Here is a 23,264-nt window from a genome sequence, read left to right on the forward strand (position 1 = left end):
TCAGAACTCCACCGCCTCCCTGATACCTTCCTCGATACGTGTCACGCTCGGGAGGTAGTAGTCCTCCAGCGCGTAGAGCGGATAGGGAACGTCGAAGCCGGTGACGCGCGTGACGGGGGCCTCCTGATACAACAGCGCCTCCTCCTGAATGATCGCCGTGATCTCCCCGGCGAGCCCGCCGGTCTTCGGCGCCTCGTGGACGACGACCGCCCGGCCGGTCCGTTTAAACGCGTCGACGATCGCCTCCCGGTCGAGCGGCGAGACCGTTCGCAGGTCGACCACCTCGGCGTCGATCCCCTCCTCCGTGAGCGACTCCGCGGCTTCGAGCGTCGGGCGGGCCATCGCGCCGTAGGTGAAGACCGTGACGTCCTCGCCCTCGCGACGGGTGACCGCCTCGCCGATCGGGACGGTGTAATCCTCCTCGGGTACCTCGCCGCGGAACGCCCGATAGATGAGCTTCGGTTCGAGGAAGATGACGGGATCCGGGTCACGGATCGCCGAGATGAGGAGACCCTTGGTGTCGTACGGGGTCGACGGCATCACGACTTTCAACCCTGCCTCGTGGACGTAGAACGCCTCCTTCGATTCGGAGTGGTGTTCGGGTGCCCGGATACCCCCGCCGTAGGGCGCACGGAGCGTCATCGGGAGGGTGAACCGACCGCGGCTGCGCGCGCGGAAGCGGGCCATGTGTGAGACGATCTGGTCGTAGCTCGGGTACATAAAGCCGGAGAACTGGATCTCCGGAACCGGCCGCATTCCCATCGCGGCCATCCCGACCGCACAGCCGACGATCCCCGATTCCGCAAGTGGTGTGTCGACCACGCGGTCACCGCCGAACTCCTCGAACAACCCTTCCGTCGCCCGGAAGACGCCGCCGTTTTTGCCGACGTCCTGTCCGAGGACGATCACCTCCTCGTCCAATTGCATCTCCGTATATAACGCGTCCCGGACCGCCTGTACCAGCGTCAGGTTCTGTGTCTCGCTCATTTATTCCTCCAGGAAGGCCGCATCGCCGTGTTTTTCGCGAAGCGCTTCGAGCGCCTCGAACTGTCGTTCCAGCTCAGTAGGGAGCGCAGCGTACGCGTGTTCGAACAGCTCACGGGGTTCCGGTCGCACCATCGACTCCGCCTCGTCGATCGCCGCCGCCACTTGCGCTTCGACGTCCGATTCGATCGAGGCGACCCGCCCGTCATCGAGGATCCCTTCGGTTCGGAGATACGACTCCAGCCGCGGGATGGGGTCCTTCCGTCGCCACGTTTCGACCTCGTCGTCGTCGCGGTAGACGGTCGGGTCGTCGGCGGTCGTGTGTGCGCCGAACCGGTACTGGACCGCCTCGATGAGCGTCGGCCGCGGGCGGTCTGGATCGGGGTCGCGGGCCTTCTCGACGGCCGCCTTCGTCACGGCGTAGACCGCGAGCGGGTCCATCCCGTCGACCTGTACCCCATCGATCCCGTACGCCTCCGCCTTCTGTGCGAGGGTCTCGCTCCGGGTCTGGCGCTCCCGTGGCACCGAGATCGCCCACTGGTTGTTGTTACAGAAGAAGACGTTCGGGGTGTCGAAGACGCCCGCGAAGTTCACGCCCTCGTGGAAGTCGCCCTCGCTCGTCGCGCCGTCACCGAAATAACAGCAGACGACGGCATCCTCGTCCCGAAGTTTCGACGCCCACGCCGCCCCCATCGCGTGCGGCACCTGCGAGGCGATGGGCACCGCGACGGGCAAGACGTTCACGTCCTCCGGCGCCCGGTTGCCGTCCTCGTGGCCCATCCAGTAGAGGAGCGTCTGGGTGAGCGGGATCCCGCGGACGAGCGCGGCGGCGTGCTCGCGGTAGGAGGGAACGATCCAGTCGTCCGCACCGAGCGCGTACGCGGATCCCACCTGTGCGGCCTCCTGCCCCGACAACGGCGGGTACGTCCCCATCCGTCCCTGTCGCTGCAGGCTCACCGCCCGGCCGTCGAAGTGACGGGCGATCCGCATATACCGGTACACCGCGAGGAGGTCGGACTCCTCAAGGTCGGGGACGTCGCCGACGACCGCCCCGTGCTCATCGAGTACGCGGACCGGATCGTCGTACGGTCTCTCAAAGACGTTCACGGTCGCACCCTCCGGTTCATACCCGAAAAGTCCGAGTCCCACCTAATAGTGTTTTCGTTGGAGGTTTACGATAGCCAAAAATACGGCCATTCGAGATAAATACGTCCATAACGATGTTTGAAAACTGAACAAATTTAGGTTCTATGGGAGCACAGCGGCAATATTTTCGGAACGATCGTGATTTTTCCAAACAGTAGTGGGCAAAGGGCACGCTTTCACGGCGGATCGACGGCTGGACCGTCACCCGCTCACGTCTCCTGTTCGTTTCCACCCGTTCACGCCCGTGATCGACGGGCCCGGATCCCGCTGCTTTTTGAGTCCTGCCGTCCACCGACGCACATGATCACGGTACGGGCACCGGCGACGAGCGCCAACCTCGGGAGCGGCTTCGACGTCTTCGGGGCCGCGCTCTCGCGCCCGGCCGATGTCGTGACGGTCGAGAAGGCCGACCGGACGACCATCGAGGTGACCGGCGTCGGCGCGCAGTACATCCCGGAGGACCCCGAGAAGAACACGGTCGGCGCGGTCGTCGAGGCGCTCGATGCGCCCGCCCACATCCACATCGACAAGGGCGTTCGGCCGGCCTCCGGGCTCGGCTCCTCGGCCGCCAGCGCCGCGGGCGCGGCGGTCGCGCTCAACCGGCTGTATGACCGCGGGCTCTCACGAACCGAACTCGTCCCGATCGCGGCGGAGGGCGAGGTCGTCGTCTCCGGGGTCGCCCACGCCGACAACGTCGCGCCGTCGATCCTCGGCGGCTTCACGATCACGAGCACACACGGCACCCGCGCGGTGAGCGCGGACGTTCCGCTCGTCGCCTGTCTCCCCGACGTGGCTGTCTCGACGCGTGATGCCCGGCGTGTCGTCCCCGATACCGCGCCGATGGAGGCGCTCGTCGAGACCGTCGGCAACGCCGCCACCCTGACCGTCGGCATGTGTCGTTCCGACCCGGACCTCGTCGGCGCCGGCATGGACGATCCCGTCGTCACACCCGAACGCGCGCGGCTCATCACCGGCTACGACGACGTCCGCGAGGCCGCCTTTGCGGCGGGCGCGACCGGGGTTACCGTCAGCGGCGCGGGCCCCGCGGTCATCGCCGCGTGTCGCGATGGCGACCGCCGCCGGGTTGCCGCCGCGATGCTCGACGGCTTCGCGGACGCCGGCATCGACGCCCGTGCCTACCAAACGCGGATCGGCGAGGGGACGACGGTGCTCCGCGGGTGAGTACGTACTCAAAAGTTCGTCGTGTCGGCGCTAGACGCCGCGGCTCTGAAGCCGTTCCTCCTCGGGGATCGAGTCGTTCGACTGTCCCTTCATGCCCTTGCCGATGCCGGTGGCGATGGCGGCGAGCTCGTCGGGGTCGTCCCAGTTGTTCACCGCCTCGACGATGGCGTTGCCCATCTCGACGGGGTCCTCCGCGCCGAAGATACCGGAGCCGACGAAGATGCCGTCACAGCCGTGATACATCATGAGCGCGGCGTCGGCGGGCGTCGCGATCCCGCCCGCAGCGAAGTTGACCACGGGGAGGCGACCGGCCTCGGCCGTCTCGTGGACCAGTTCGCGTGGCGCACCGTGATCACGGGCCCACTTCTCGCGCTCCTCGTGGTTGAGGCCGGTGAGGGTGCGGATCTGGTGTTTGATCGTCCGCTGGTGTTTCACCGCCTGATTCACGTCGCCCGTTCCGGCCTCACCCTTCGTCCGGATCATCGCCGCGCCCTCGTTGATGCGCCGCAGCGCCTCGGGAAGGTTACGCGCCCCGCAGACGAACGGGGAGGTGAAGGCCCGCTTGTCGATGTGATACTCGTCGTCGGCGGGCGTGAGCACCTCCGACTCGTCGATCATGTCGACGCCGAGCGCCTCCAGGATCTCGGCCTCCTTGCGGTGGCCGATCCGCGATTTGCCCATCACGGGGATGGAGACCTCGTCGATGATCTCGGTCACGTTCGTCGGGTCGGGCATGCGGGCGACACCGCCGCGTTTGCGGATGTCCGCCGGAACGGCCTCAAGCGCCATCACCGCGACGGCTCCGGCATCCTCCGCGATCCGGGCCTGCTCGCGGGTGACGACGTCCATGATCACCCCGCCTTTTTGCATCCGGGCGAAGCCGCGTTTTATCAGCTCGGTGCCGTGTTTCAGCTCCTCCAGATCCGTGGCCTCTGGCATGGAAATCTCTAGGGCTGGCGCACACTTAACGGGTCGCTTTCGGCCCGTTTCTCCCGTCGTTGACGATCCGTTCACCCCGCGGTTTTTGGCCCGTGCTTCCAACCGCCTTCAACCCGTCTCCCCGCCGCTTCGGCCCGTTCCTCCGGCCGGCCATTTTCCCCCCGACTCACGACGGTCCATCCGTGGGGAACGGGGTGCCGACCGGCGTCGAGCCGTCGACGAGATCGGCCAGCCCGAGGCCGGCGACCGTCGCCGCCGTCGGCAACCCGTCCGGGCCCCATCCCCGGGCGCGGTAGTACGCCGTTAATAGCTCCTCGAAGGCCGCCGGATCGATCCGACTCCCGGCGGCGGGGCCGTTCGCGATCGGCTCCGAGAGGACCGCCGGTAGCCGGTCGTCGGTCCGGTCCGCGCCTTCGCGGGCGTTAAACAGGCGAACGAGCGTCCAGATCCGTTCACCGCACTCGGCGAGCCCTGCCGGGGTCTGCGGGAGGTCGCCGCCGGTCGTCCCGACGTGTGCCGCCATGAACGACGCCCCGTAGTCGTCCCAGAGCGTTTCGCCGGCGAAGTCGTCGGCGACGAGGCTCCAGAGGACCGAGCGGGTGTCCTGTGCAGCGATCACCGCCTCGACCCGGTCGTCGTCGTCCCACGCGGCGAAGACCTCCGCCTCGATCGGCCTCGCGCGCCGATGACAGCCGCCGCGATCGCTCGTCGCGTACGCGAGCGCCATCCCGACCGCGACCCGCGGGTCGTACCCCGGAAGCGACATCGATTTCATCGTGGGGACGCCGTCGTAGCCGACCCGATCGGCGGCGGCCTCCACGCCCTCACGCAGCGCGCACACGAGGTCGGCGACCCCGTCGTCCACGTCGCGCTCGTCCCAGCCGATCCCGGCGATCGCCGTCACGAGGTCGCGTGCCGCCTCCGGGTCGCCGAACGTCACGTCCTCGATCCGGGTGCCGCCGGGTAGTCTTCCAGTCACATCGAGTTCGCCTGCCTCGTTTGCGCGGGCGACCCACGCCACGGCGGTTCCCGCTTCGATCACGTCGAGTCCGAGCCGATCACAGCGGCCGCCGAGCGTCGCGACCGCATCGAAGTCGTCGAGGCCGAGGCCCGCGCCGAAGGTCATCTGGGTCGCCCCGCGTGGGACGGTCTCGCCCGACTCCGTCTCGACCCGAAACCCGCCCGGTACGGATTCGTCGGGGTTCTCCCGCTCGGATGCGGCCGCGCGGGCGGCGTCGATACCGATCCCGTCGATCCCCTCGAAGCGCCCCCGCTGCCATCCCTCCGTCGCCAGCGCGCCCACGGTGTCGGCAAAATCGGCCGATTCGAGGGTCTCGGCGGCGCGCTGCCAGCGCCCCACGTCCTCCTCGGCGTATCGCTCCGTCGCCGCCTCCCGAAGCGCGGCGAGTTCGGCCGTCGGCGGCTCGGCCGTCGGCCCGCGCGCGAGCACCGCCTTGAGCCCCTTCGCGCCCATAACGGCACCCGCGCCGCCACGTCCGGCGTGGTGCTCGCCGCCGTCGCTGGCGATGGTCGCGTAGCGGACACCGGCCTCGCCGGCTGGACCCACACAGGCGACCGCCGCGTCCGGGTGGGCGTTCGCGGTCTCGGCCGCGTCCGCGCCCCATGTCCCCGCCGCGAGGATCCGCCCGTTCCCGTCTTCGATCTCGATCCGGACGGGATCCTCGGCGGCCCCGGTGACGAGCAGGCCGAGGCAGTCATCGAGGCTGCCGGCCAGTCGGGAGGCGAACGCACCGCCCGCATACGAGTCGAGGAACAGGCCGGTGAGCGGCGATTTCGTCACCGCGGCGTACCGCAGTTCGCCCGGGAGCGATCCGGAGAGCGGGCCGACGAAGAACCCGAGCAGGTTCTCTGCGCCGAGCGGATCGACGCCGGCGTCGAGTTCCGCATAGAGATAGCGTGCGCCGAGTCCCTTGCCGCCGAGGTATCGTCGCCGCCATCGCTCCGGGACACGCTCACGCGTGACCGTGCCCGTGGAGAGATCGGCCCGCAGCACGTGAGTCCGGTCAGTCATTCGGTGTCACGGAGTTACGCGGGCTGACGTATATGCTGTCGGGTCGGACGGGTGGGTGCGCTCGACCGATCTCCGGGCGACCACAAACGCGAAGCCCCTGCGCTGAGACATATCGACCATGACGACCGGAGCCATCGTGGCGGGCGGCCGTTCGACGCGGTTCGGCGAGGCGGACAAGTCGGTCGCCCCGCTCGCAGGGGTGCCGATGATCCGTCGGGTCGCGAACCGGCTCGCGGGGACGGATGATCCGATTCCACCCGGGGCGGGACGCGCGTCCGGCGGCGATCCCGTCGTGGACGACCTCGTGGTCAACTGTCGGGCCGACCAGCGCGAGGCGATCGAGACGGCGCTCGCGGACGTTCCGCTCCCCGTCCGGTGGGCCATCGACGAGGAGCCGGACCTCGGTCCGATGGCGGGGATCCGCAACGCCTGTCGGGCCGCACCGAGCGACTACGCGTTCGTCGTCGCCTGCGATATGCCCTTCGTGGACCCCGCTTTCGTCGCGACGCTCTTCGCGGACGCGGCGGGCCATGACGCCGCGGTCCCCCGACTCGAGGACCGATGGTTTCAGACGACACAGGCCGTCTACCGTGCGGATGCGATGGCGGACGCCTGTGAGCAGGCGCTCGCTCGCGGCGACCGAAAGATCCTCGATCCGCTCTTCGAACTGTCCTACGTCGTCGTCGACGACGCGACGATCCGGCGCCGAACCGAGGAACGGACCTTCGAGAACATCAACACCGATGACGACCTCGAGGCCGCCGAGGGGATCATCGAGGGTATCACGGGGTGAGCGGTGGCGGGCCTCACGGGATGAACAGTGGCGGGCCTCACGGGATGAACGGTGGTGGGCCTCACGGGATGAACGGTGGCGGGCCTCACGGGATGGGCGGTGGCCGGGACGTCGTTGCCCGCGCGGCGGCCGGACGAACACTTTTGCGCTCGCTTCGTGATATCCCCTCATGGACACCGAATCGGTCGCTGCGTCGGTTGACGCCCGTCGTGAGCAACTCACCGCCCTCTCCAGGAAGATCTGGGAACACCCACAGACCGCCTTCGAGGAGACGTATGCCGCCGAGCAGTTGATAGACGCGCTCATCGAGCGCGGCTTCACGGTCGACGTCGGCGTCGGCGACATCGAGACCGCGTTTCTCGCGCGATACGGGGACGGGAGTCCCGTCGTCGGGACGCTGGGCGAGTACGACGCGCTCCCCGGGCTTTCCCAGCGGGCGACCGCGAACCGGGAGCCCGTCGAGGATGGCGCGCCCGGTCACGGCTGCGGACACAACCTCTTCGGCGTGGGTTCGCTCGGCGGCGCGCTCGCGGTCGCGGACGCCATCGACGACGGGCTGGAGGGAACGGTCATCTACGCCGGTACGCCCGCCGAGGAGGGCGGCTCCGGCAAGACGTACATGACACGCGCCGGCGCCTTCGACGACGTCGACGCGCTCGTCTCCTGGCACCCCGGCTGGTACAACGCGCCCACGGCCGCCTCGTGTCTCGCGGTCGATAGCTTCGAGGTGACCGCACGCGGCACCCCCTCACACGCCGCGGCCGCCCCCGAGGCCGGCCGGAGCGCGCTCGATGCCATTCAACTACTCAACACCGCCGTCGAGTATATGCGTGAACACGTCCCTGACCCCGTTCGGTTGCACTACGTCATCACCGACGGCGGCGCCGCGCCGAACGTCGTCCCGGCGGAGGCGACCGCCGAGTACCTCGTCCGTGCACCGAGCCGGACGCAGGTCGAGACCGTGAGCGAGTGGTTCAGAAACGCCGCCCGCGGCGCGGCGCTCATGGCGGACGTCGACGTCGAGGTGACCCAGACGGGCGGCGTCTACGGCGTCCGTCCGAACGAGACGCTCGCCGCGACGATCGGCGAGGTCATGACCGATCTCGGTGGCTTCGATGTCACCGACCGAGCGCTCGCGGCCGACCTCCACGAGACGCTTGAAAACGGCTCCGAGGCGGTGTCGGTGCTGCCCGCGGATGTTCGTGAGCGGGCACGAGCGGGACCGTATTTCACCGAGCCGCTCGACGCCTTCGACGCCGGCACCACCGGCTCGTACTCGACGGACTCCGGGGACGTGAGCCAGGTCGTTCCGCTCGGCCGGATGACGACGGCGACGTTCCCGGTCGGGACGCCGCTGCACTCCTGGCAGGCGGTCGCCGCGAGCGGATCCGTCGGGGTCGATGGAATGTGTTATGCCGCGAAGACGATCGGGGCCACGCTCGTCCGGTTGCTCTCGGACGGCGACCTGTTGGCGGCGGTCTCCGAGGAGTTCGAGGCACGTGGCGGCGTCGACTACGACTCGCCGATGCCCGCGGACGCCGACCCGTACGAGCTGTTCGACGTGGCGCGGCCGACGCTCGACCTCGATACATCCGATCGCGTCCGAGTCGTCACCGCGGACGACTGAGCGCGACGAGCGACCGTCGTCGCTCTGTTATTCCCGTTATTCGCGTTGTTCCCGTTTTTCACGCTGTTCGCGCTTACGTGCCGCCTCGACGACTGCGGCGGCAAGCGTGTCGAACTCGGCGGTTTCGGGGACCACGTCCACGTCGATCCCCTGTTCGGTCGCCGTCTCCGCCGTCGGTGGTCCGATCGTACCCACGACCGCCCGGTTCAACCCCTCGATCGCCTCCTCCCGGATCCCCCGCTCCTCGGCCGCCTCGAGGAAGTGGATCACGGTGAGCGAGGAGGTGAACGCGACCGCATCGAGCTCGCCGCGGGCGGCCATCGCGGCCGACTTGCCGCTTCCCTCGGGTCGCACGAGCCGGTAGAGCACCGTCTCGTTGAGATCCGCACCCGCGTCGTGAAGTCCCTTTAAAAGCACGTCGCTGCCGTGATCCGAGCGGGCCACCTCGACGCGCTCGCCGGCGACGTCGCCTTCGAGCAGTTCGACGAGCCCGGTCGAGGTGTACTCCTCGGGGATCAGATCGACCGTCCAGCCGGCCTCGCGAGCGGCGGCCGCGGTCGCGGGGCCGATGGCGACGAGGGTCGCGTCGTCGGGGTCCCAGCCGGCTTCCGCGGCGAGTTCGACCCCCGTCTTGCTCGTCACGATCACGTACGTGCCCGGCCCCGGGGTCGCACCCGTGGGCTCGACGGCGAGCATCGGGTCGGCGACCGCCTCCGCGCCGAGCGCTTCGAGGCGCTCGACGGCGTCGTCGATCCGTTCGTCTGCGGGCCTGAAGACGGCGATACGGGGGGCATCGCCGGTTCGCTTCCCTTCGCCCACTTCCGCATCCTCATCGGTTCGGTTCATTCTTCTCCCTCCTCCTCGCTCGCGTTCATGAGGAAGTCGATCACGCGGTCGCGGGTCGCCGCCACCTCGCCGATCACCGTGATCGCCGGGGGCGAGATGTCGGCCGAATCGCGCACGTCGACGATGGTCTCCAGCGTACCGGTCGCGACGTGCATATCGGGCCACGTCGCCCGCTCGACGAGCGCCGCGGGGACGTCGCCGTCGAGGCCGGCGCGCCGGAGTTCCGCGACGTACTCCGGGAGTTTCCCGACGCCCATCAGGACGACGATGGTGCCGCCCGTCGCCGCGAGCGCGTCCCACTCGACGGCCGACTCCTCCTTCGTCGGGTCCTCGTGGCCGGTGACGAACGAGACCGAGGAGGCGTGATCGCGGTGGGTGACGGGGATCCCGGCGACGGCCGGGCCGGCGATCGCGGAGGTGACGCCGGGGACGACCTCGAAGGGGATCCCGTGTGCGGCGAGGTGTTCGGCCTCCTCGCCGCCGCGGCCGAAGACGAACGGGTCGCCACCTTTTAAGCGGACGACGGCGAGCCCCTCCTCGGCGAGTTCGACGAGTCGACGGTTGGTGTACTCCTGTGGCGTCCACTCGCCGCCCGCGCGCTTGCCGACGTCCTCGCGTTTCGCCTCGGGGATCCGCCCGAGGATCTCCGGGCCGGGGAGTTTGTCGTGGAGGACGACGTCGGCCTCGTCGATCAGCCGGGCGGCCTTCACGGTCAACAGCTCCGGGTCGCCCGGGCCGGACCCGACGAGGTAGACGGTCCCGGGTTTCGTCGGCTCCGTCGTCGCCGGGTTGCCTCCGTTTGCCCCCTCAGTCATCGGCGTCCACCTCCTCGCGAGCGGCGGCGATCAGATCGGCCGCGCCCCGGTCGGCCAACTCGGCCGCGAACGCCTCCGCCGCCTTCGCGTGGTTTTCGATCGGAAGGTCGCGGGCGCCGGCGACCTCCTCGGTGCCGTCGATCGAGAGCACCCGCGCCCTGACGTGGACGTGCTCGCCCTGGACGAGCGCGGAGACGCCGATCGGCGCGATACAGCCGCCGTTGAGTTCGGCGAGGACGGTTCGTTCGACCGTGACGGCCACCCGCGTTCGGGGATGATCGACGGTCGAACGGACCGTCTCGATCACGTCCGGATCGGTCGCGGTGACGGCGATGGCGCCCTGACCGGCGGCCGGGACGAACTCCTCGCGTGGCAGCCGGGTCGTCGCCACGGCGTCCGCGAGCCCCGAGCGGAGCAATCCCGCCTCCGCGAGCACCAGCGCGTCGTACTCGACGTCGACGACTCGACCCATCGCCGAGCGCTCCAACTCCGTGAGCCCGTCGAACCACTCCTCGACGCTCCGGTCGAACGCCTCCTCGGGGGTTTCGGTGTCGTCCGTGTCCTCTGCGTCGTCCACGTCGCCTTCGTCGACGTCGCCTTCGTCGTCCGCGCCGTCGGGATCCGCATCGAGCCCACCTTCGGCAAGCAGCCGTCGTTCGTGTTCCGCCTGCAGATGCGGCGCGAGGAGCTTTTCGAGCCGCGTGTCGACGTTGCCGCGGATCGGCTCGACGGTCAGATCCGGCCGGCTCGCTTTGATCTGTGCCGTCCGCCGGAGCGATCCCGTACCGATCACGGCCCCCGCCGGAAGTTCGTCGAGCGCGAGGCCGTCCGGATGGACGAGGACGTCACCGGCGGGGGCGCGCTCCGGGATACCCGCGACCACGAGGCCGTCGGCACCGACGGTCTCCGTCGGGACGTCCTTTAACGAGTGAACGGCGAGGTCCGCGTCGCCGGCGAGGATCTCCTCGTCAAGCGCGCGCACGAACGCGCCGGTTCGGCCGAGCCGATGAATCAGCTCGTCGCGTATCTCATCGCCACGGGTCTCGACGCGACGGATCTCGACGTCGCGCCTGCGGGTCGACAGGACGTCACGGACGGCTCCGGCCTGCCGGAGGGCGAGGTCCGACCCGCGGGTGGCGAGTCTGAGCGTATCGGTCATAGCTGAATCGAGACCCCCCGGACTCAAAAGGACACCAGTTCGTTCCTGCGAGGCTGAACCAGCGTGAGAGACGCCGGCAACGCTCACCGAACCGAAGGGGTGTTGGTTCTGGAGCGCGAATTTCGGGTAATGGAAGTTCAGGAATCGTATCCGTTCGACGTCGAGGCGGTCCGTGCCGACTTCCCGATCCTCGATCGGAAGGTCGGCGGCGACCCGACGACGATCGGACAGGACGACAGCGACGACATCCCGCTCGTCTACCTCGATAACGCGGCGACGACACACACCCCGGAGCCGGTGGTCGACGCCATCGTCGACTACTACCGCGGCTACAACGCGAACGTTCACCGAGGGATCCATCAGTTAAGTCAGGAGGCGTCCGTCGCCTACGAGGAGGCACACGACACCGTCGCCGACTTCATCGGCGCGGCGGGCCGCGAGGAGGTCATCTTCACGAAGAACACGACGGAGGCGATGAACCTCGTCGCATACGCGTGGGGGTTGGAGGAGCTCTCCGCGGGCGACAACGTCGTGCTCACCGAGATGGAACACCACGCCTCGCTCGTCACCTGGCAGCAGATCGGCAAGCGGACGGGCGCGGACGTCCGGTTCATCGAGGTCACCGACGAGGGACGGCTCGACATGGACGACGCGGCCGAAAAGATCGACGACGACACCGAGATGGTCTCGGTCGTCCACGTCTCGAACACCCTCGGGACGGTGAACCCGATCCGGGAGCTCGCCGACCTCGCACACGAGCGCGACGCGCTGATCTTCGCCGACGCCGCCCAGTCGGTTCCCACCCGCCCGGTCGACGTGACCGACCTCGACGTCGACTTCCTCGCCTTTTCGGGGCACAAACTGTGTGGTCCCACCGGGATCGGCGTGCTCTACGGCCGCGAGTCGATCCTCGAGTCGATGAGCCCGTACCTCTACGGCGGCGAGATGATCCGCCGGGTCACCTTCGAGGACTCGACGTGGGAGGACCTGCCGTGGAAGTTCGAGGCCGGGACGCCCTCCATCGCGCAGGGGATCGCGCTCGCCGCGGCGATCGAGTATCTGGAAGGGTTCGGCATGGAGCGGGTGCAAGCCCACGAGGAGCTCCTCGCGGAGTACGCCTACGACCGGCTCACCGACCTCGGCTACGTCGACATCTACGGCCCGCCGGGCGACGAGCGCGGCGGCCTCGTCGCGTTCAACGTCGAGGGCGTCCACGCGCACGACCTCTCCAGCATCCTCAACGACTACGGGGTGGCCATTCGCGCCGGCGACCACTGCACCCAGCCGCTGCACGACACGCTCGGCGTCGCCGCCTCCGCGCGGGCTTCCTTTTATATTTACAACACCGTCGAGGAGGTCGATGCACTGATCGAGGCGGTGAGCGGCGCGCACGAACTGTTCGCCTGATCGGCTTCGTCTTTTCGGTCACTCCTCTCGAACCCGATCGACGCCGACGGAACGCTTTTGCTACCGAGAACGCTATCTCGACCCAACATGGGACTAGGCTCGGATATGTACAGACAGCAGATCCTCGATCACTACAAAAACCCGCGGAACTACGGTGAACTCGAGGATCCGGACTTCACACACGTCGGCGAGAACCCCTCCTGTGGCGATACGATCCGCGTCGACGTCGCGCTCGCGGACGACGAGGAGACGATCGAGACGGTTCGGTTCACCGGCGACGGCTGTGCCATCTCGATGGCCTCCGCGAGCATGCTCTCGGAGCGACTCAGTGGGATGACCATCGAGGAGCTGCACGAACTCGAGACCGAGGACATCACGGAGATGCTCGGCGTCGATATCTCTCCGATGCGCGTGAAATGTGCGGTGCTCGGCCGGCAGGTAACACAGGACGGCGCGAAGATCCACCGCGGCGAACTCGACGTCGACCGCACGAGGACGGAGGACTGAGCCCGCGGGACTTTTCGGTTCGGACCGCGTGTACTCGCGCATGAGCGAGGGGTTCGACAAGGAGGCCGAACGCGAAAAGCTCCGCAAGAAGTTCGCAGCGGACGACCAGAAACGCGAACACACGAAGCGGATGTCCGAGCTGCTTTTAAAAGGGGCGACGATGACCAACCGTCACTGTGAGACGTGTGGCGACCCGATCTTCCGTCACGACGGCCAGGAGTTCTGTCCGAGCTGTAACGCCACGACCAACGGGACGGATGGGGAGCAGGCGCCCGCAGGGACCGACGAAACGACACACCCCAGCGGTGCCACGGAAGCGGACGCCCACGACTCCGCCGCCGTCACGCCGGCTGATCCCGTCGATGGCACGACCGGACCCACCGGCACCGATGAGGCGCACGAAGCGACCAACGTCGGCGGCAGAAACCCTCCTGACACGCCGGCCCAAGGACCGCAACCGGGGGCCGGGGATGTGCAACCGGCGAGCCCGTCCGCCCGTCCCGAGGGACCCGTCGAGTCGGGCCACGGTGAGGTAGCGACCGACGTCGCAACCGCCCGAGCGTCGCTCACGCGAACGCTTGTCCGGTTTGCACAGGCTGCGGAGCAGACGGACGATCCACGACGGGCACGCGACCACCTGCGGGCGGCGCGGGAGGCGGCCGAGACGCTCCGCGCGTTGGAGTGAGCGACCGGCGGATCCCCCGACCGGGCACCGACGATTCGTTTATAAACCTCGACGATTCGTTTATAAATACGTCCCGCAGTCACTCGTACGGGCTTCCGACGACCTCGCGGATCCGATCCGCGGTGACCGCTCCAACGCCGTCGACTTCCAGGAGTTCCTCGCGCTCCGCGGTCATCACCGCCTCCACGCTGCCGAGGTGTTCCAACAGCGCCCGGGCGGTGATCGGACCGATGTCGGCGATGCTGGAGACGACGTACTCCTGTTGTTCCGCGCGCGTTTTCGTCGTCTTCTCGCCGTGCAGGCTCACCTCCCGATCCCGGGTCTCCTGTTCGCGCCGGGCGATCGTCGCCAACAGCGCCGTCGTGTCGGCCTCGCTTTCGGTCCGAAGAACGCTCACGCCGAAATCGACCGCGAGCGCCGAGAGCGCTCCACGGATCGCGTTCGGATCGATGTCGCGCTGGCCGTAGAGGTTCTCCCCCTCGACGATCACGATGGGACGTGCATACGCCCGGGAGAGTTCGCCGACCTGTTCGAAGAGCGACCGGTCCGAATCGAGCATCGAGTCGACGAAGTCGGCGGCGGATTTCCGCTCGACGGCGACGCGGTCCGAGAGGACGTAGTCGCCGACCGCCAGCGTCTCCAACCGGGTTACGAGTCCGTCGCGCGTCGAGAGATCCTTCGCGATCGAGGAGTCGAGTTCGCGCTGGTCGATGACGACCTCGACGCCCTCGTCGACGCCTGCGGTGGCGACGACCCCGTTTTCGTCGCTATCGCCGTCGGCCTCGTCGTCCTCGCTGTTATCGTTGCTGTCGCTGTCGCCGCCGTCATCACCCGCCTCGGCGCCGGCATCGCCGCCATCTTTCCCCCCGTTCCGAACCTCGGCCGCGAAATCCGTGAGCGCAGGATCCTCCGAGTCGTCCGCGGACACATCGGCCGTAGCCACGTCGTCTGCGGCCGCGTCGGCCGCTCCCGATCCATTCTCGGCGGGCCGTGCTGTCGGTTTCTCCTCATCACCCGCCGACGTGGCGAACGCATCGAGTCCCGCCTGCCCGTCGCCGACGCGCGATTCGATCTCGTCGGTTGCCGCTTTTAATTCAGAGAGCTCCGACTCCATCCGTTTCTCGCGGCGTCTGGAGATCCAAAAGAACGCCTCATCGCGGGTGTCTTTCGCCATCAACACGACGACCTCACCGCTTGCCTGCCGGCCGGTTCGGCCCTTCCGTTGGATCGAGCGGATCGCCGTCGGGACCGGTTCATAAAAACAGACGAGGTCGACCTCCGGCACGTCGAGGCCCTCCTCGGCGACGCTCGTCGAGACGAGCACCTCGAACTCGCCCGCCCTGAAGGCGTCGAGTGTCTCCTGTTGTTGCTTCTGGGTCATCCCGTCGGAGCCCTCCTTGTCGCCCTGCCCGACGAACTTGCGCACCTCGAAGCTCGTTTCGAGGAAGTCGACAAGTGCCTCCGCCGTGTCCCGCGATTCGGTGAAGAGGATCGCCCGCTCGCCGTCGTTGATCCCGAGCGTCTCCGCGAGCAGGATACGGGCCTGTGAGAACTTCGGGTGGAGCCCGTCGAACGACTCGGCCTCCCGCATCGCCCGCCTGACGGCCGGATCCGCGATCATCCGCTGGCTCGCCTTCGAGGCGCCCGAGGAGCGCGCCGCGTTGCGCTGGCGCTCGAAGTACCGCCGGACCGACTCGACCGACTGCGTCTCCACGAGCTCGACGGCCCGCCGGAGCTTCATCACCTCGGCGTGGACGGACATCCCCTTGTACCCGTCCGAGTTGTCCGCGTCCATCATCTTCCGGAGGGTCCCGCGCATCCCGTTGAGGTCGCGCTGGGAGAGGTCGGGATTCGTCGAGTTCGTCACGCCGAGCGACTTCAGCGTCTCCAACCGGTCCGAGATCACCTCGTTCAACGCGTCGCGGATCGCAAGCACCTCCGGGGGTAGCTCGACTTCGATCCATCGAACGTCGGTGTCGTGGGTGTACTCCGAGACGTCGGCGTCGCCCTCGGTCATCACCTCGACGTTGCGGAGACCGAGATTCGTACAGACCGTCTCGATCTCCTCGGTGTCGCCGCCGGGCGAGGCGGACATCCCCGTGACGAGCGGGTCGGCGGCGTCCGCGTGGTACCGCTCGGCGATGTAGACGTAGGCGTACTCGCCGGTCGCGCGGTGACACTCGTCGAAGGTGAGGTGGGTGACGTCCCGCAACGAGATCCGGTTTCCGACGAGGTCGTTCTCGACGACCTGCGGCGTCGCGATCACGATCCGCGCGTCCGCCCAGAGCGCGGCGCGGTCGTCGGGTTTCACGTCCCCGGTGAAGACGACGATCTCCTCGTCGGGGATCGTGAGCGCCTCGCGGTAGAACTCGGCGTGCTGCTGGACGAGCGGTTTCGTCGGCGCCAAAAAGAGCGCCTTGCCGCCGGCCGCGTGAAGCCGCTCGGCGGTGACGAGCAGGCTGACGGTGGTCTTGCCGAGGCCGGTCGGGAGACAGACGAGGGTGTGTGCGTCCCGGGCCGCGTCGGCGAGTTGGAGCTGGTAGCGCCGCCGCTGGAGGAAGTCGTCGACGAGCAGCGGGTGGTCGATGCCGGCGGCCTCGGTCGCCATCGGCGGCTCTTGGCCGGCTTCGGCCTAAAGGCTTCGCGAAGCGCGGTGAAAGTTATCGCTCGCCGTCCTCACGCTCCCGGAGGTCATCCGGGACGCGCTCGTCGGTCAACTCCGCCCACTCGACGAGTCGGTTTCCGGATGTCGTGTGCGTGCTCATCACGCGCCACGTCTCCCTCATGAATCTTAACGTTTTCTCCGATTCCCGCCGGATCGGAGCGGATCGCCACCGATCGACGGTCCGTCCCGCCCGCCAACGCCGATCCGAACACGGTCGGCTTTTAGGGCCGACGCCCGTCGGGCCGGCATGGACACCCTCGAAGCGTTTCTGGCCGGCGATCGGCTCGACGACGTCGTGCTCTTCATCAGCGACGCGTATCTGGAGGACGACTCGCGGCTTCGATCGGTCGGGGTCGAAACCGACGCGGGCGTTCGGCTCGTCCTCGACGGCGAGAAAGGGCGATCGGCGTTTCAGGCCGGCACCGGCATGGACGCGATGGCGTTCGCAAAGGAGGCGATGGGCAACGACGGCTCGATCGCGCGAACGCTCGACGCCGGCGAGTGCCCGTTCGCCGATGCGGAGCCCGACGTGGAACATACGGTCCGGTTCGTCTTCGCGTTCGCTGAGGCGCAGAACGAGGAGGTCGGCGGCATCTACGCCGATGGCGACGTCGTCCACGCCTACGCACACTGTGCCTGCGGCGAGAGCTATTCGGATCGGTGGGTCGTCGGCGAGCGGGCATAAGGGCGGGTCGCGGCTCGGCGAACGCGCATAACAGCGAGTCGCGGCTTACACCCGTCAGACGATCGTCCACTGGCGATCGCATCGAAACCCACGGCACAGGAAGGGATGGGCGCAGACGGTCCGACGCACCCGGCAATCGAAGATGGCCGATCACGGAAAGACGCCCCGGAATAAGAATGTTGAATACCGGAACGAGGCGATATCTCTCCGCTTCGACGTTGTTCCTCCGTTATCTCTCCGCGTTCGGTTCCGAACTGAAACACCTCGGAAGCGACGGTCGGGGGAGCCTGCTCCTCGCCATCGGAGCCGGGTGGGGCTTGACCACCGGCGCGAGGACGATCTATCCCGTGTTGCTTCCTCACCTCCGTGCTTCGTACGGACTCACCCTCACGGGCGCCGGAGCGCTGTTGACGGTCCTGTTCGCCACCTACGCGCTCGGACAGCTCCCCGGCGGGATCCTCGCGGATCGGATCGGCGAGCGGAAGACGCTGACGCTGAGTTTGGGGGTCTCATCGGTCGCCCTCCTGTTCGTCGTCCTCTCCCGCTCAAGTCCCGTCCTGTTCGTCCTGACGGCCCTGTTTGGGTTCGGCGTCGGCCTCTATGCGATCGCTCGGTTCACCGCCATCGCTACGCTCTATCCGGAGCGGTACGGAACCGCGATCGGCGTGACCAACGCCGCTCCCGAGGTCGGACAGGCGGTGTTGCCACCGGTCGCGGGCGTCGTCGCGGCGGCGGTGGGCTGGCAGTTCGGGTTCGGGTTCGCCATCCCGCTGTTCCTGATCATCGCGGTCGTGCTCTGGACGTCCCTGCCGGCGCATACGGCCGGCGAACGGGGCGCGGTCGACACCTTCTCCTCGGAGACGCTCCGGGTTCTTCGCTCGGAACTGCGGAAACCGCCGGTCGTGCTCGCGACCCTCCTGATGATCCTGGGAATCTCCGTCTGGCAGGCGTTCACCGGCTTCTACCCGACGTACCTCACCGAGGAGAAGGGACTCTCCTCGCCGGTCGCGAGCGTGCTCTTCGGGCTGTACTTCGGAGCCACGGCGTTCGTTCACCCGCTTTCGGGGGCGATCTACGACCGGCTAGGCGTCAGGTTCACCTACGCGGTCGTCGGCCTCTCCGTCCCCGCACTGGTCGCGCTCACCGTCGTCGAGAACGTCTGGTTGCTCGTCGTCATCTCGATCCTGTTGGGAACGCTCCTCGGGTTCGAGACGTCCACGGAGTCGTATCTCGTCAGGACCCTCCCCTCAAGCGTCGAGGGAACGGGGTTCGGCATCCTCAGAACCACCATCTTCGCCGTCGGGGCGACGAGCCCGATCGTGTTCGGTGCCGCCGCCGATCGCGACTTCTTCGACGAGATGTTCCTCCTCTTGGCGGCGATCCTCTTCGTCATGGTCGTGCTCGCGACCCGACTCCCCGTCGCGACGGACTGATCTGGAACCACGAAACCGACGGTTGTCGTACGAGCACGATGGGGTCTCGCTATCTCGGAATGTGCTGCGTTCGGTTGGGCACACATTGGCTATAAGTCTGGAAGGTACTCGCTGCGCTGTTCAGCCTGTTCGCGGTCGGACCGTCGGTCGTAGTGACGATCGAGAATATCCTCGCTTGCGTTCAGGCGATCTTTAACGACTCGACGAGGCACGTCCTCTCGTCGATAGTACGTGACACGCCCGCTCCGAACATCGTGCGGAGATCTCGACGAGGGACATTTGCTTGCGTGATCGAGATGGGTAGCTTCGCACTCATCGACGACCCGATCATGCGGGCACGGTTCTCCCCGCCAGCATGGACGGGTGACTCGGTAGAGTGTCGTCCGTAGCGTGTTTGCAGCTGGTCGACCATACTCGGTAGTGATCAGGGGTTGCCGCCCGTGCTCGTCAGTCACATCGTGTCGATGATAGTCGATGTAATCCGCGATGTACTGCGCCGTCGGTTCGCTAATTCGATTCCACCGCGTTCCCTTTTCTTGATTCTTGAGCGGAGTTCCGGTATCCGGTCGGTGAACGAAGTGGATGGCTGGTCCGTTCACGCGCGGGTGGGTTCCATCGAGATCAACGTCCCGAAGGTCGAGCCCCCGAATGGCTCCCGTTCGTGCGCCCGTTTTCCAGAGCAACAGCAGAACGATGTGATCACGCGAGCCCGGCTGTGCGTGTTCGAGGTAGTCCAGAATTTCGAGCACCCTGTCGGCTTCGAGAGTCGAATCGGAAACGTCCTCTCCGTTCGACATTCTCGGGAGAGCAACCTGTTCGTAGAGGGTCGCGGGGACCGCATCAATATCGGCGGCAAAACGAAGAAATCGACGAAGGGATGCGAGTTGGCTCTTGAGCGTAACCCGCTTGATTGGGTCACGCCCATCTCCATGTCCTTCGCGTCTCCAGGTGCGGTAGCGGTAGAGATGTCTCCCAGTTAGGTCGTTCAGATCCTCGATATCGTGCTCGTCACAGAATTGAAGAAACGCAAGAAGTCGATGCTTTTCAGCTCGACGAGTTGATTCCGCATGCTCGTCGCGCATGGCGCTATGGAACATCTCGACCGCATCTACCGGTGTGATGGGGTCGAGTTCACTCATGTCCCCTAGAGATACCGTTCGTGTCTACCGCTCCTTTCGCTGGCATATCATAACCGTAGGAGCCTTACCCAATAAAGATTTCCTAATTAGGAAATAACAAACAGAACTCTAAGATTGGTTTCCCAGAAAGGAAACGGTATTATTATCTTCGAGTTATAACTGCGACTATGAGTGATACTGAAGGGGAAGACGAAGTGGTGGAGGCCGACGATCCATCAGACTTAGATTACAGTATTGATCTCTCTGGGGATGCTACACCGGTTATTAGTGGTAACCCTCCTGACTGGTTTACCGATGCAGATGCACAGATTCTATTCGTGATGTATACCGGGTTAGTTCTGACACCCTCGATAATTGCAGATAATACAGAGATCACACGTCAAACGGTAGGCAAGCGGTTGAATACACTTCGAGCAGCAGGGTTCGTTGAAAAACTGGACCGAGGAAAGTATCAAATCACGCGAGATGGAGCGTTTGTTGTTTCCGGAGATCTAGAACTCTACGATAACACCGATCGATCTCCCCCTGAAGAGTATCTGTAAAACCGGCTGACCGGCTCTACCAAAATTTAAAGAGTTGGTTTGTAATGAAAACTTACAACTACAATTGATTCTCAAGAAATTCCTCATTTAGTGAACTATCTAACTTATACAGTTGAGTCGTGTTATTAAGAGACACAATCAATGAAGGCAGTAATTCAGGGTGAGATTCATGTTTCAAGTACGGATAGATGTCTCCTTGATTCTCGTTTAGATCAAAATGCAGACGCGTTATTTGTGGAGGCGAGAGAAGACCGTGTCGGGCCAGATGGCTGGTCTGTAGGATATCTTTCTTTTTTGATCGGGATTCTCATTCTGTACTGGTTACAGGATGTCTTATCTAATGGACCCGGAATCAAAGAGAAAACTAATCTGCCTATTCACGATGAGATCGATACACCTCTTCCGGAGCTGTATGCTGAGTTGCCCCAGAGTTGGATAGTTACGTTAGGGATACCCACCGCGATTATTTTTGTTGCGGGATTGTTGATTCCATCTTTCCCAATTCCGTTTATCAACGAACCAGTGATTGTTGGTGTCATATTCACACTTTCAATGAGATTACTGATGTTAATCTCGGCTATTTGTCTGTTCTCATTCGGCCTAATAATTCTTGAAGAAAAACGGATTGGAACCCGTGACCAACACATGGCAAGCGAGATCGACAGAATAGCTAGAGCGAAAGGGTACCAGACCGTGGTTGTTTCCTGTGGTGATGAACACATAGACCGACTTCCGGCACTTTTGGAAGAGAGAGGATGGGAGACTGAGGTCCACGAATCCGCGCACAATTGGGCTGCAAAGATCTCTCCCTGATTGAATTATCGGCTCTGAATAGAGAGGCTGTAGTCACAGAGTAAGTGTAGTGTACAGCTGGTAACTTCGTATTATGAAGGCCCAGCTATACCCGCATCTCGATGGATCCCATCAAAAGCCGCATGTCAGCTTCAGCGACGTGCCAGCATTGATCTTCACCGACGTAGATTGGCTGAATAGGGACATTACACATCTCACCCATTTGTGGGAGTATGTTTCGCCAGAACTGTCGGTAGAGTTCAAACGTCTCCGAGTCCATCATCCCAGTGCTCGCTGATTGGACGGTCGGTGCCATCTTCTTACCATGGGCAGCGTCGTGACACCTACGACAAAGGACTGTCTGATTACTCATCAGGTTTGATCCACCTTGTCCCCTTGGGACGATGTGGTGGACATCTAGTACCGCTTCATGCTCTTCTACTCCACAGTTGGCGCAACGGTTCTCGCACCGTTCCCGAACGGCCATATTCGTAATTTTGTAGGCTTGTGTTGTCTTGCTCATATGCGTGCTATGGGCACCGCTTTCGAACAGGACAAGAGATAAATTCGGGTGCTTCGTTGCCCCAAATGGCGTCTCCTGTCCGGCTGCACATCCACGGTCCGGGGATGCTTATCGGCTCATGCGCCGAGATCCTTGATCTCCCTCGGCGCACGATCTAGATTGAGAGAGTAGTCACTTCCGGGATGATACTCTCTGCGGCTCTCAAACTCAACTTCGTCCGTCTTTTTCAGCACCGAACTGCATCTGGAAAGATGAGAGGTATTATTATATACTTACTGGACAAAACGTACAGATATACAAAATGTATGATTCGTAGAGAACCTTCGGAGGTTCATTGGGATGAGCTGGAGATCGAACATGTGTATATCGATGATACTGAGGTCTATGGGGAAAAGCGGATACCACGTGAGACAGAGCACACCACGTTCTATGACGAACCCACAAATAGAACCTACGTAATAAAGTGTAACTCTGGAGAAATATTTGAATTTAGTGGCGGAACAGCATCTGAGAATGAAAGAAGGGCGGATGTATTCATGACTCTTTGGCTTCGTACTGGTGGATTTAAAATAGGAGACAACCAGACAATGGTACCGGCGCAGATAGCTGCACTAGGGAAACCCTCAATCGCAGCCTACCTAGACGTGACCCAAGAACTCGACCGAAATAGGATTGGCGAGTTATTGCGTATTAGCAAAGGAACTGTTGAGCAATACATCTCAAAAGTTAGGCGTGGACATCGATGAACACCTCTGTCTTATTGATTAGGTTATGATCGATTAAAATCAGTGTCTCGGATTTATCACGTCGCTTCTGTCATACTTGACCGGCTCTGTTGAAATCCTTCAGACTTGATACGATCTGCGTGCTGAATACGGAGCGCGAATGCACCACGAGTTGAAGCTCGATCTCGAAGAGTAATGGGCGGTCAATACAGGGAACTCAGCAAGCGGAGGCGATCTTGACGCTATGAACTCCTGATCAGAATCGACTGCTCAATATAAATACTTAGACGGCGTCATTTATCCCAATGGTTGGGTGTTTCTCGTGAGTATACGGCGAAGGCTCGTCGTTTCAGGATGTCTTGGGATGATCTGTGGTGGGCTAGGCTGGCTCGTCTTCACCATCCTTCTGCTTGAGCATCCTGCCGCAGCATTCGCCCCCCAGCAACCTTTGCTATGGATCGGTCTCTTCGGATTCTTGTTTGCCGTGAGTCAAGCTATTGATGAGAAGCTCGGACACCGACATGGTGATCAATAAGCACTCTTCAGCGATCAGTTAATTCAGCACTGATTGTTCGGAAGCAACGGACCGCCCGTGCTGCATACGTCCTCTGTATCTCGCACGGCGCCCGAAACCTATC

The 23,264-nt window shown here is 64.6% G+C and carries 21 protein-coding genes; 11 read left to right on the forward strand and 10 right to left on the reverse strand.

The annotated features are described in order from the left end of the window. Both CHB65_RS06055 and pdhA read right to left on the reverse strand, forming a co-directional pair. The gene (locus CHB65_RS06055) at positions 1-987 is read right to left on the reverse strand and encodes an alpha-ketoacid dehydrogenase subunit beta (RefSeq protein WP_089384165.1); all 987 of its coding nucleotides are present in this window, start codon (positions 985-987) and stop codon (positions 1-3) included. Next, positions 988-2,091, reverse strand: a complete 1,104-nt coding sequence (gene pdhA / locus CHB65_RS06060) for a pyruvate dehydrogenase (acetyl-transferring) E1 component subunit alpha (protein WP_089384275.1) — start codon at positions 2,089-2,091, stop codon at positions 988-990. It lies immediately after the preceding gene. A 339-nt stretch (positions 2,092-2,430) separates the two neighbouring features. Between pdhA and CHB65_RS06065 the strand changes: the two genes are divergently transcribed. Next, a complete protein-coding gene (locus tag CHB65_RS06065) occupies positions 2,431-3,312 on the forward strand; it encodes a homoserine kinase (RefSeq protein WP_089384166.1) in 882 nt (293 codons plus the stop codon). Positions 3,313-3,342: 30 nt separating this feature from the next. On the opposite strand, the gene pdxS is transcribed toward CHB65_RS06065, so the two are convergent. Together pdxS and CHB65_RS06075 are read right to left on the reverse strand one after the other, a co-directional pair. Further along, a complete protein-coding gene (gene pdxS, locus CHB65_RS06070; RefSeq protein WP_089384167.1) occupies positions 3,343-4,251 on the reverse strand; it encodes a pyridoxal 5'-phosphate synthase lyase subunit PdxS in 909 nt (302 codons plus the stop codon). A gap of 166 nt (positions 4,252-4,417) precedes the next feature. Then, the gene (locus CHB65_RS06075) at positions 4,418-6,283 is read right to left on the reverse strand and encodes an aldehyde ferredoxin oxidoreductase family protein (RefSeq protein WP_089384168.1); all 1,866 of its coding nucleotides are present in this window, start codon (positions 6,281-6,283) and stop codon (positions 4,418-4,420) included. Between the two features lie 118 nt (positions 6,284-6,401). On the opposite strand from CHB65_RS06075, the gene CHB65_RS06080 reads away from it, so the two are divergent. Next, entirely contained in the window at positions 6,402-7,076 is a 675-nt protein-coding gene (locus CHB65_RS06080; protein WP_089384169.1) for a molybdenum cofactor guanylyltransferase, read from the forward strand. A 169-nt stretch (positions 7,077-7,245) separates the two neighbouring features. Next, entirely contained in the window at positions 7,246-8,703 is a 1,458-nt protein-coding gene (locus CHB65_RS06085) for an amidohydrolase (protein ID WP_089384170.1), read from the forward strand. A gap of 36 nt (positions 8,704-8,739) precedes the next feature. Here CHB65_RS06085 and CHB65_RS06090 read toward each other — a convergent pair whose 3' ends face one another. Genes CHB65_RS06090 through hemC form a run of 3 tightly spaced genes read right to left on the reverse strand, consistent with a single transcriptional unit; the run spans position 8,740 to position 11,523 of the window. Next, the gene (locus tag CHB65_RS06090) at positions 8,740-9,549 is read right to left on the reverse strand and encodes a uroporphyrinogen-III synthase (RefSeq protein WP_089384171.1); all 810 of its coding nucleotides are present in this window, start codon (positions 9,547-9,549) and stop codon (positions 8,740-8,742) included. Beyond that, positions 9,546-10,364: a uroporphyrinogen-III C-methyltransferase gene (gene cobA / locus CHB65_RS06095; RefSeq protein ID WP_089384172.1), complete on the reverse strand. Its 819-nt coding sequence runs from the start codon at positions 10,362-10,364 to the stop codon at positions 9,546-9,548. The genes CHB65_RS06090 and cobA overlap by 4 nt, the downstream gene beginning before the upstream one ends. Next, complete coding sequence (gene hemC / locus CHB65_RS06100) at positions 10,357-11,523, reverse strand: hydroxymethylbilane synthase (protein ID WP_089384173.1); 1,167 nt, start codon at positions 11,521-11,523, stop codon at positions 10,357-10,359. The genes cobA and hemC overlap by 8 nt, the downstream gene beginning before the upstream one ends. Before the next feature lie 129 nt (positions 11,524-11,652). Between hemC and CHB65_RS06105 the strand changes: the two genes are divergently transcribed. From CHB65_RS06105 to CHB65_RS06115, 3 genes are all read left to right on the forward strand, one after another. Then, a complete protein-coding gene (locus CHB65_RS06105; protein WP_089384174.1) occupies positions 11,653-12,930 on the forward strand; it encodes an aminotransferase class V-fold PLP-dependent enzyme in 1,278 nt (425 codons plus the stop codon). A gap of 87 nt (positions 12,931-13,017) precedes the next feature. Then, entirely contained in the window at positions 13,018-13,437 is a 420-nt protein-coding gene (sufU, locus tag CHB65_RS06110; RefSeq protein WP_089384175.1) for a Fe-S cluster assembly sulfur transfer protein SufU, read from the forward strand. Positions 13,438-13,477: 40 nt separating this feature from the next. Next, positions 13,478-14,122, forward strand: a complete 645-nt coding sequence (locus CHB65_RS06115) for an Sjogren's syndrome/scleroderma autoantigen 1 family protein (protein WP_089384176.1) — start codon at positions 13,478-13,480, stop codon at positions 14,120-14,122. A 79-nt stretch (positions 14,123-14,201) separates the two neighbouring features. Here the strand turns inward: CHB65_RS06115 and CHB65_RS06120 are convergent, their stop codons facing one another. Then, a complete protein-coding gene (locus CHB65_RS06120; protein ID WP_089384177.1) occupies positions 14,202-16,730 on the reverse strand; it encodes a DEAD/DEAH box helicase in 2,529 nt (842 codons plus the stop codon). A 304-nt stretch (positions 16,731-17,034) separates the two neighbouring features. Between CHB65_RS06120 and CHB65_RS06125 the strand changes: the two genes are divergently transcribed. Continuing rightward, positions 17,035-17,472 carry a DUF5807 family protein gene (locus CHB65_RS06125; RefSeq protein WP_089384178.1) on the forward strand — a complete coding sequence of 146 codons (438 nt, stop codon included), beginning with the start codon at positions 17,035-17,037 and terminating at the stop codon, positions 17,470-17,472. 176 nt (positions 17,473-17,648) lie between these two features. Next, on the forward strand, positions 17,649-18,905 hold the full coding sequence (locus CHB65_RS06130) for an MFS transporter (RefSeq protein WP_179213594.1): 1,257 nt from the start codon (positions 17,649-17,651) through the stop codon (positions 18,903-18,905). Positions 18,906-18,994: 89 nt separating this feature from the next. Here CHB65_RS06130 and CHB65_RS06135 read toward each other — a convergent pair whose 3' ends face one another. Further along, the gene (locus tag CHB65_RS06135; RefSeq protein ID WP_179213595.1) at positions 18,995-20,044 is read right to left on the reverse strand and encodes a tyrosine-type recombinase/integrase; all 1,050 of its coding nucleotides are present in this window, start codon (positions 20,042-20,044) and stop codon (positions 18,995-18,997) included. A 167-nt stretch (positions 20,045-20,211) separates the two neighbouring features. On the opposite strand from CHB65_RS06135, the gene CHB65_RS16770 reads away from it, so the two are divergent. Further along, positions 20,212-20,586: a MarR family transcriptional regulator gene (locus CHB65_RS16770; protein WP_143420350.1), complete on the forward strand. Its 375-nt coding sequence runs from the start codon at positions 20,212-20,214 to the stop codon at positions 20,584-20,586. A 141-nt stretch (positions 20,587-20,727) separates the two neighbouring features. Further along, positions 20,728-21,399, forward strand: a complete 672-nt coding sequence (locus tag CHB65_RS06140) for a hypothetical protein (RefSeq protein WP_089384179.1) — start codon at positions 20,728-20,730, stop codon at positions 21,397-21,399. An 85-nt stretch (positions 21,400-21,484) separates the two neighbouring features. Here CHB65_RS06140 and CHB65_RS17995 read toward each other — a convergent pair whose 3' ends face one another. Continuing rightward, positions 21,485-21,901, reverse strand: coding sequence for an HNH endonuclease (locus CHB65_RS17995; RefSeq protein WP_089384180.1), 417 nt, complete (start codon positions 21,899-21,901; stop codon positions 21,485-21,487). Between the two features lie 182 nt (positions 21,902-22,083). Here CHB65_RS17995 and CHB65_RS16775 point away from each other — a divergent pair, with 182 nt between their 5' ends. Further along, on the forward strand, positions 22,084-22,647 hold the full coding sequence (locus CHB65_RS16775) for a hypothetical protein (protein ID WP_143420351.1): 564 nt from the start codon (positions 22,084-22,086) through the stop codon (positions 22,645-22,647). Positions 22,648-23,264: the final 617 nt, after the last annotated feature.

It is taken from the genome of Halorubrum vacuolatum, from assembly GCF_900188065.1.
Taxonomy (GTDB): Archaea; Halobacteriota; Halobacteria; order Halobacteriales; family Haloferacaceae; genus Halorubrum; species Halorubrum vacuolatum.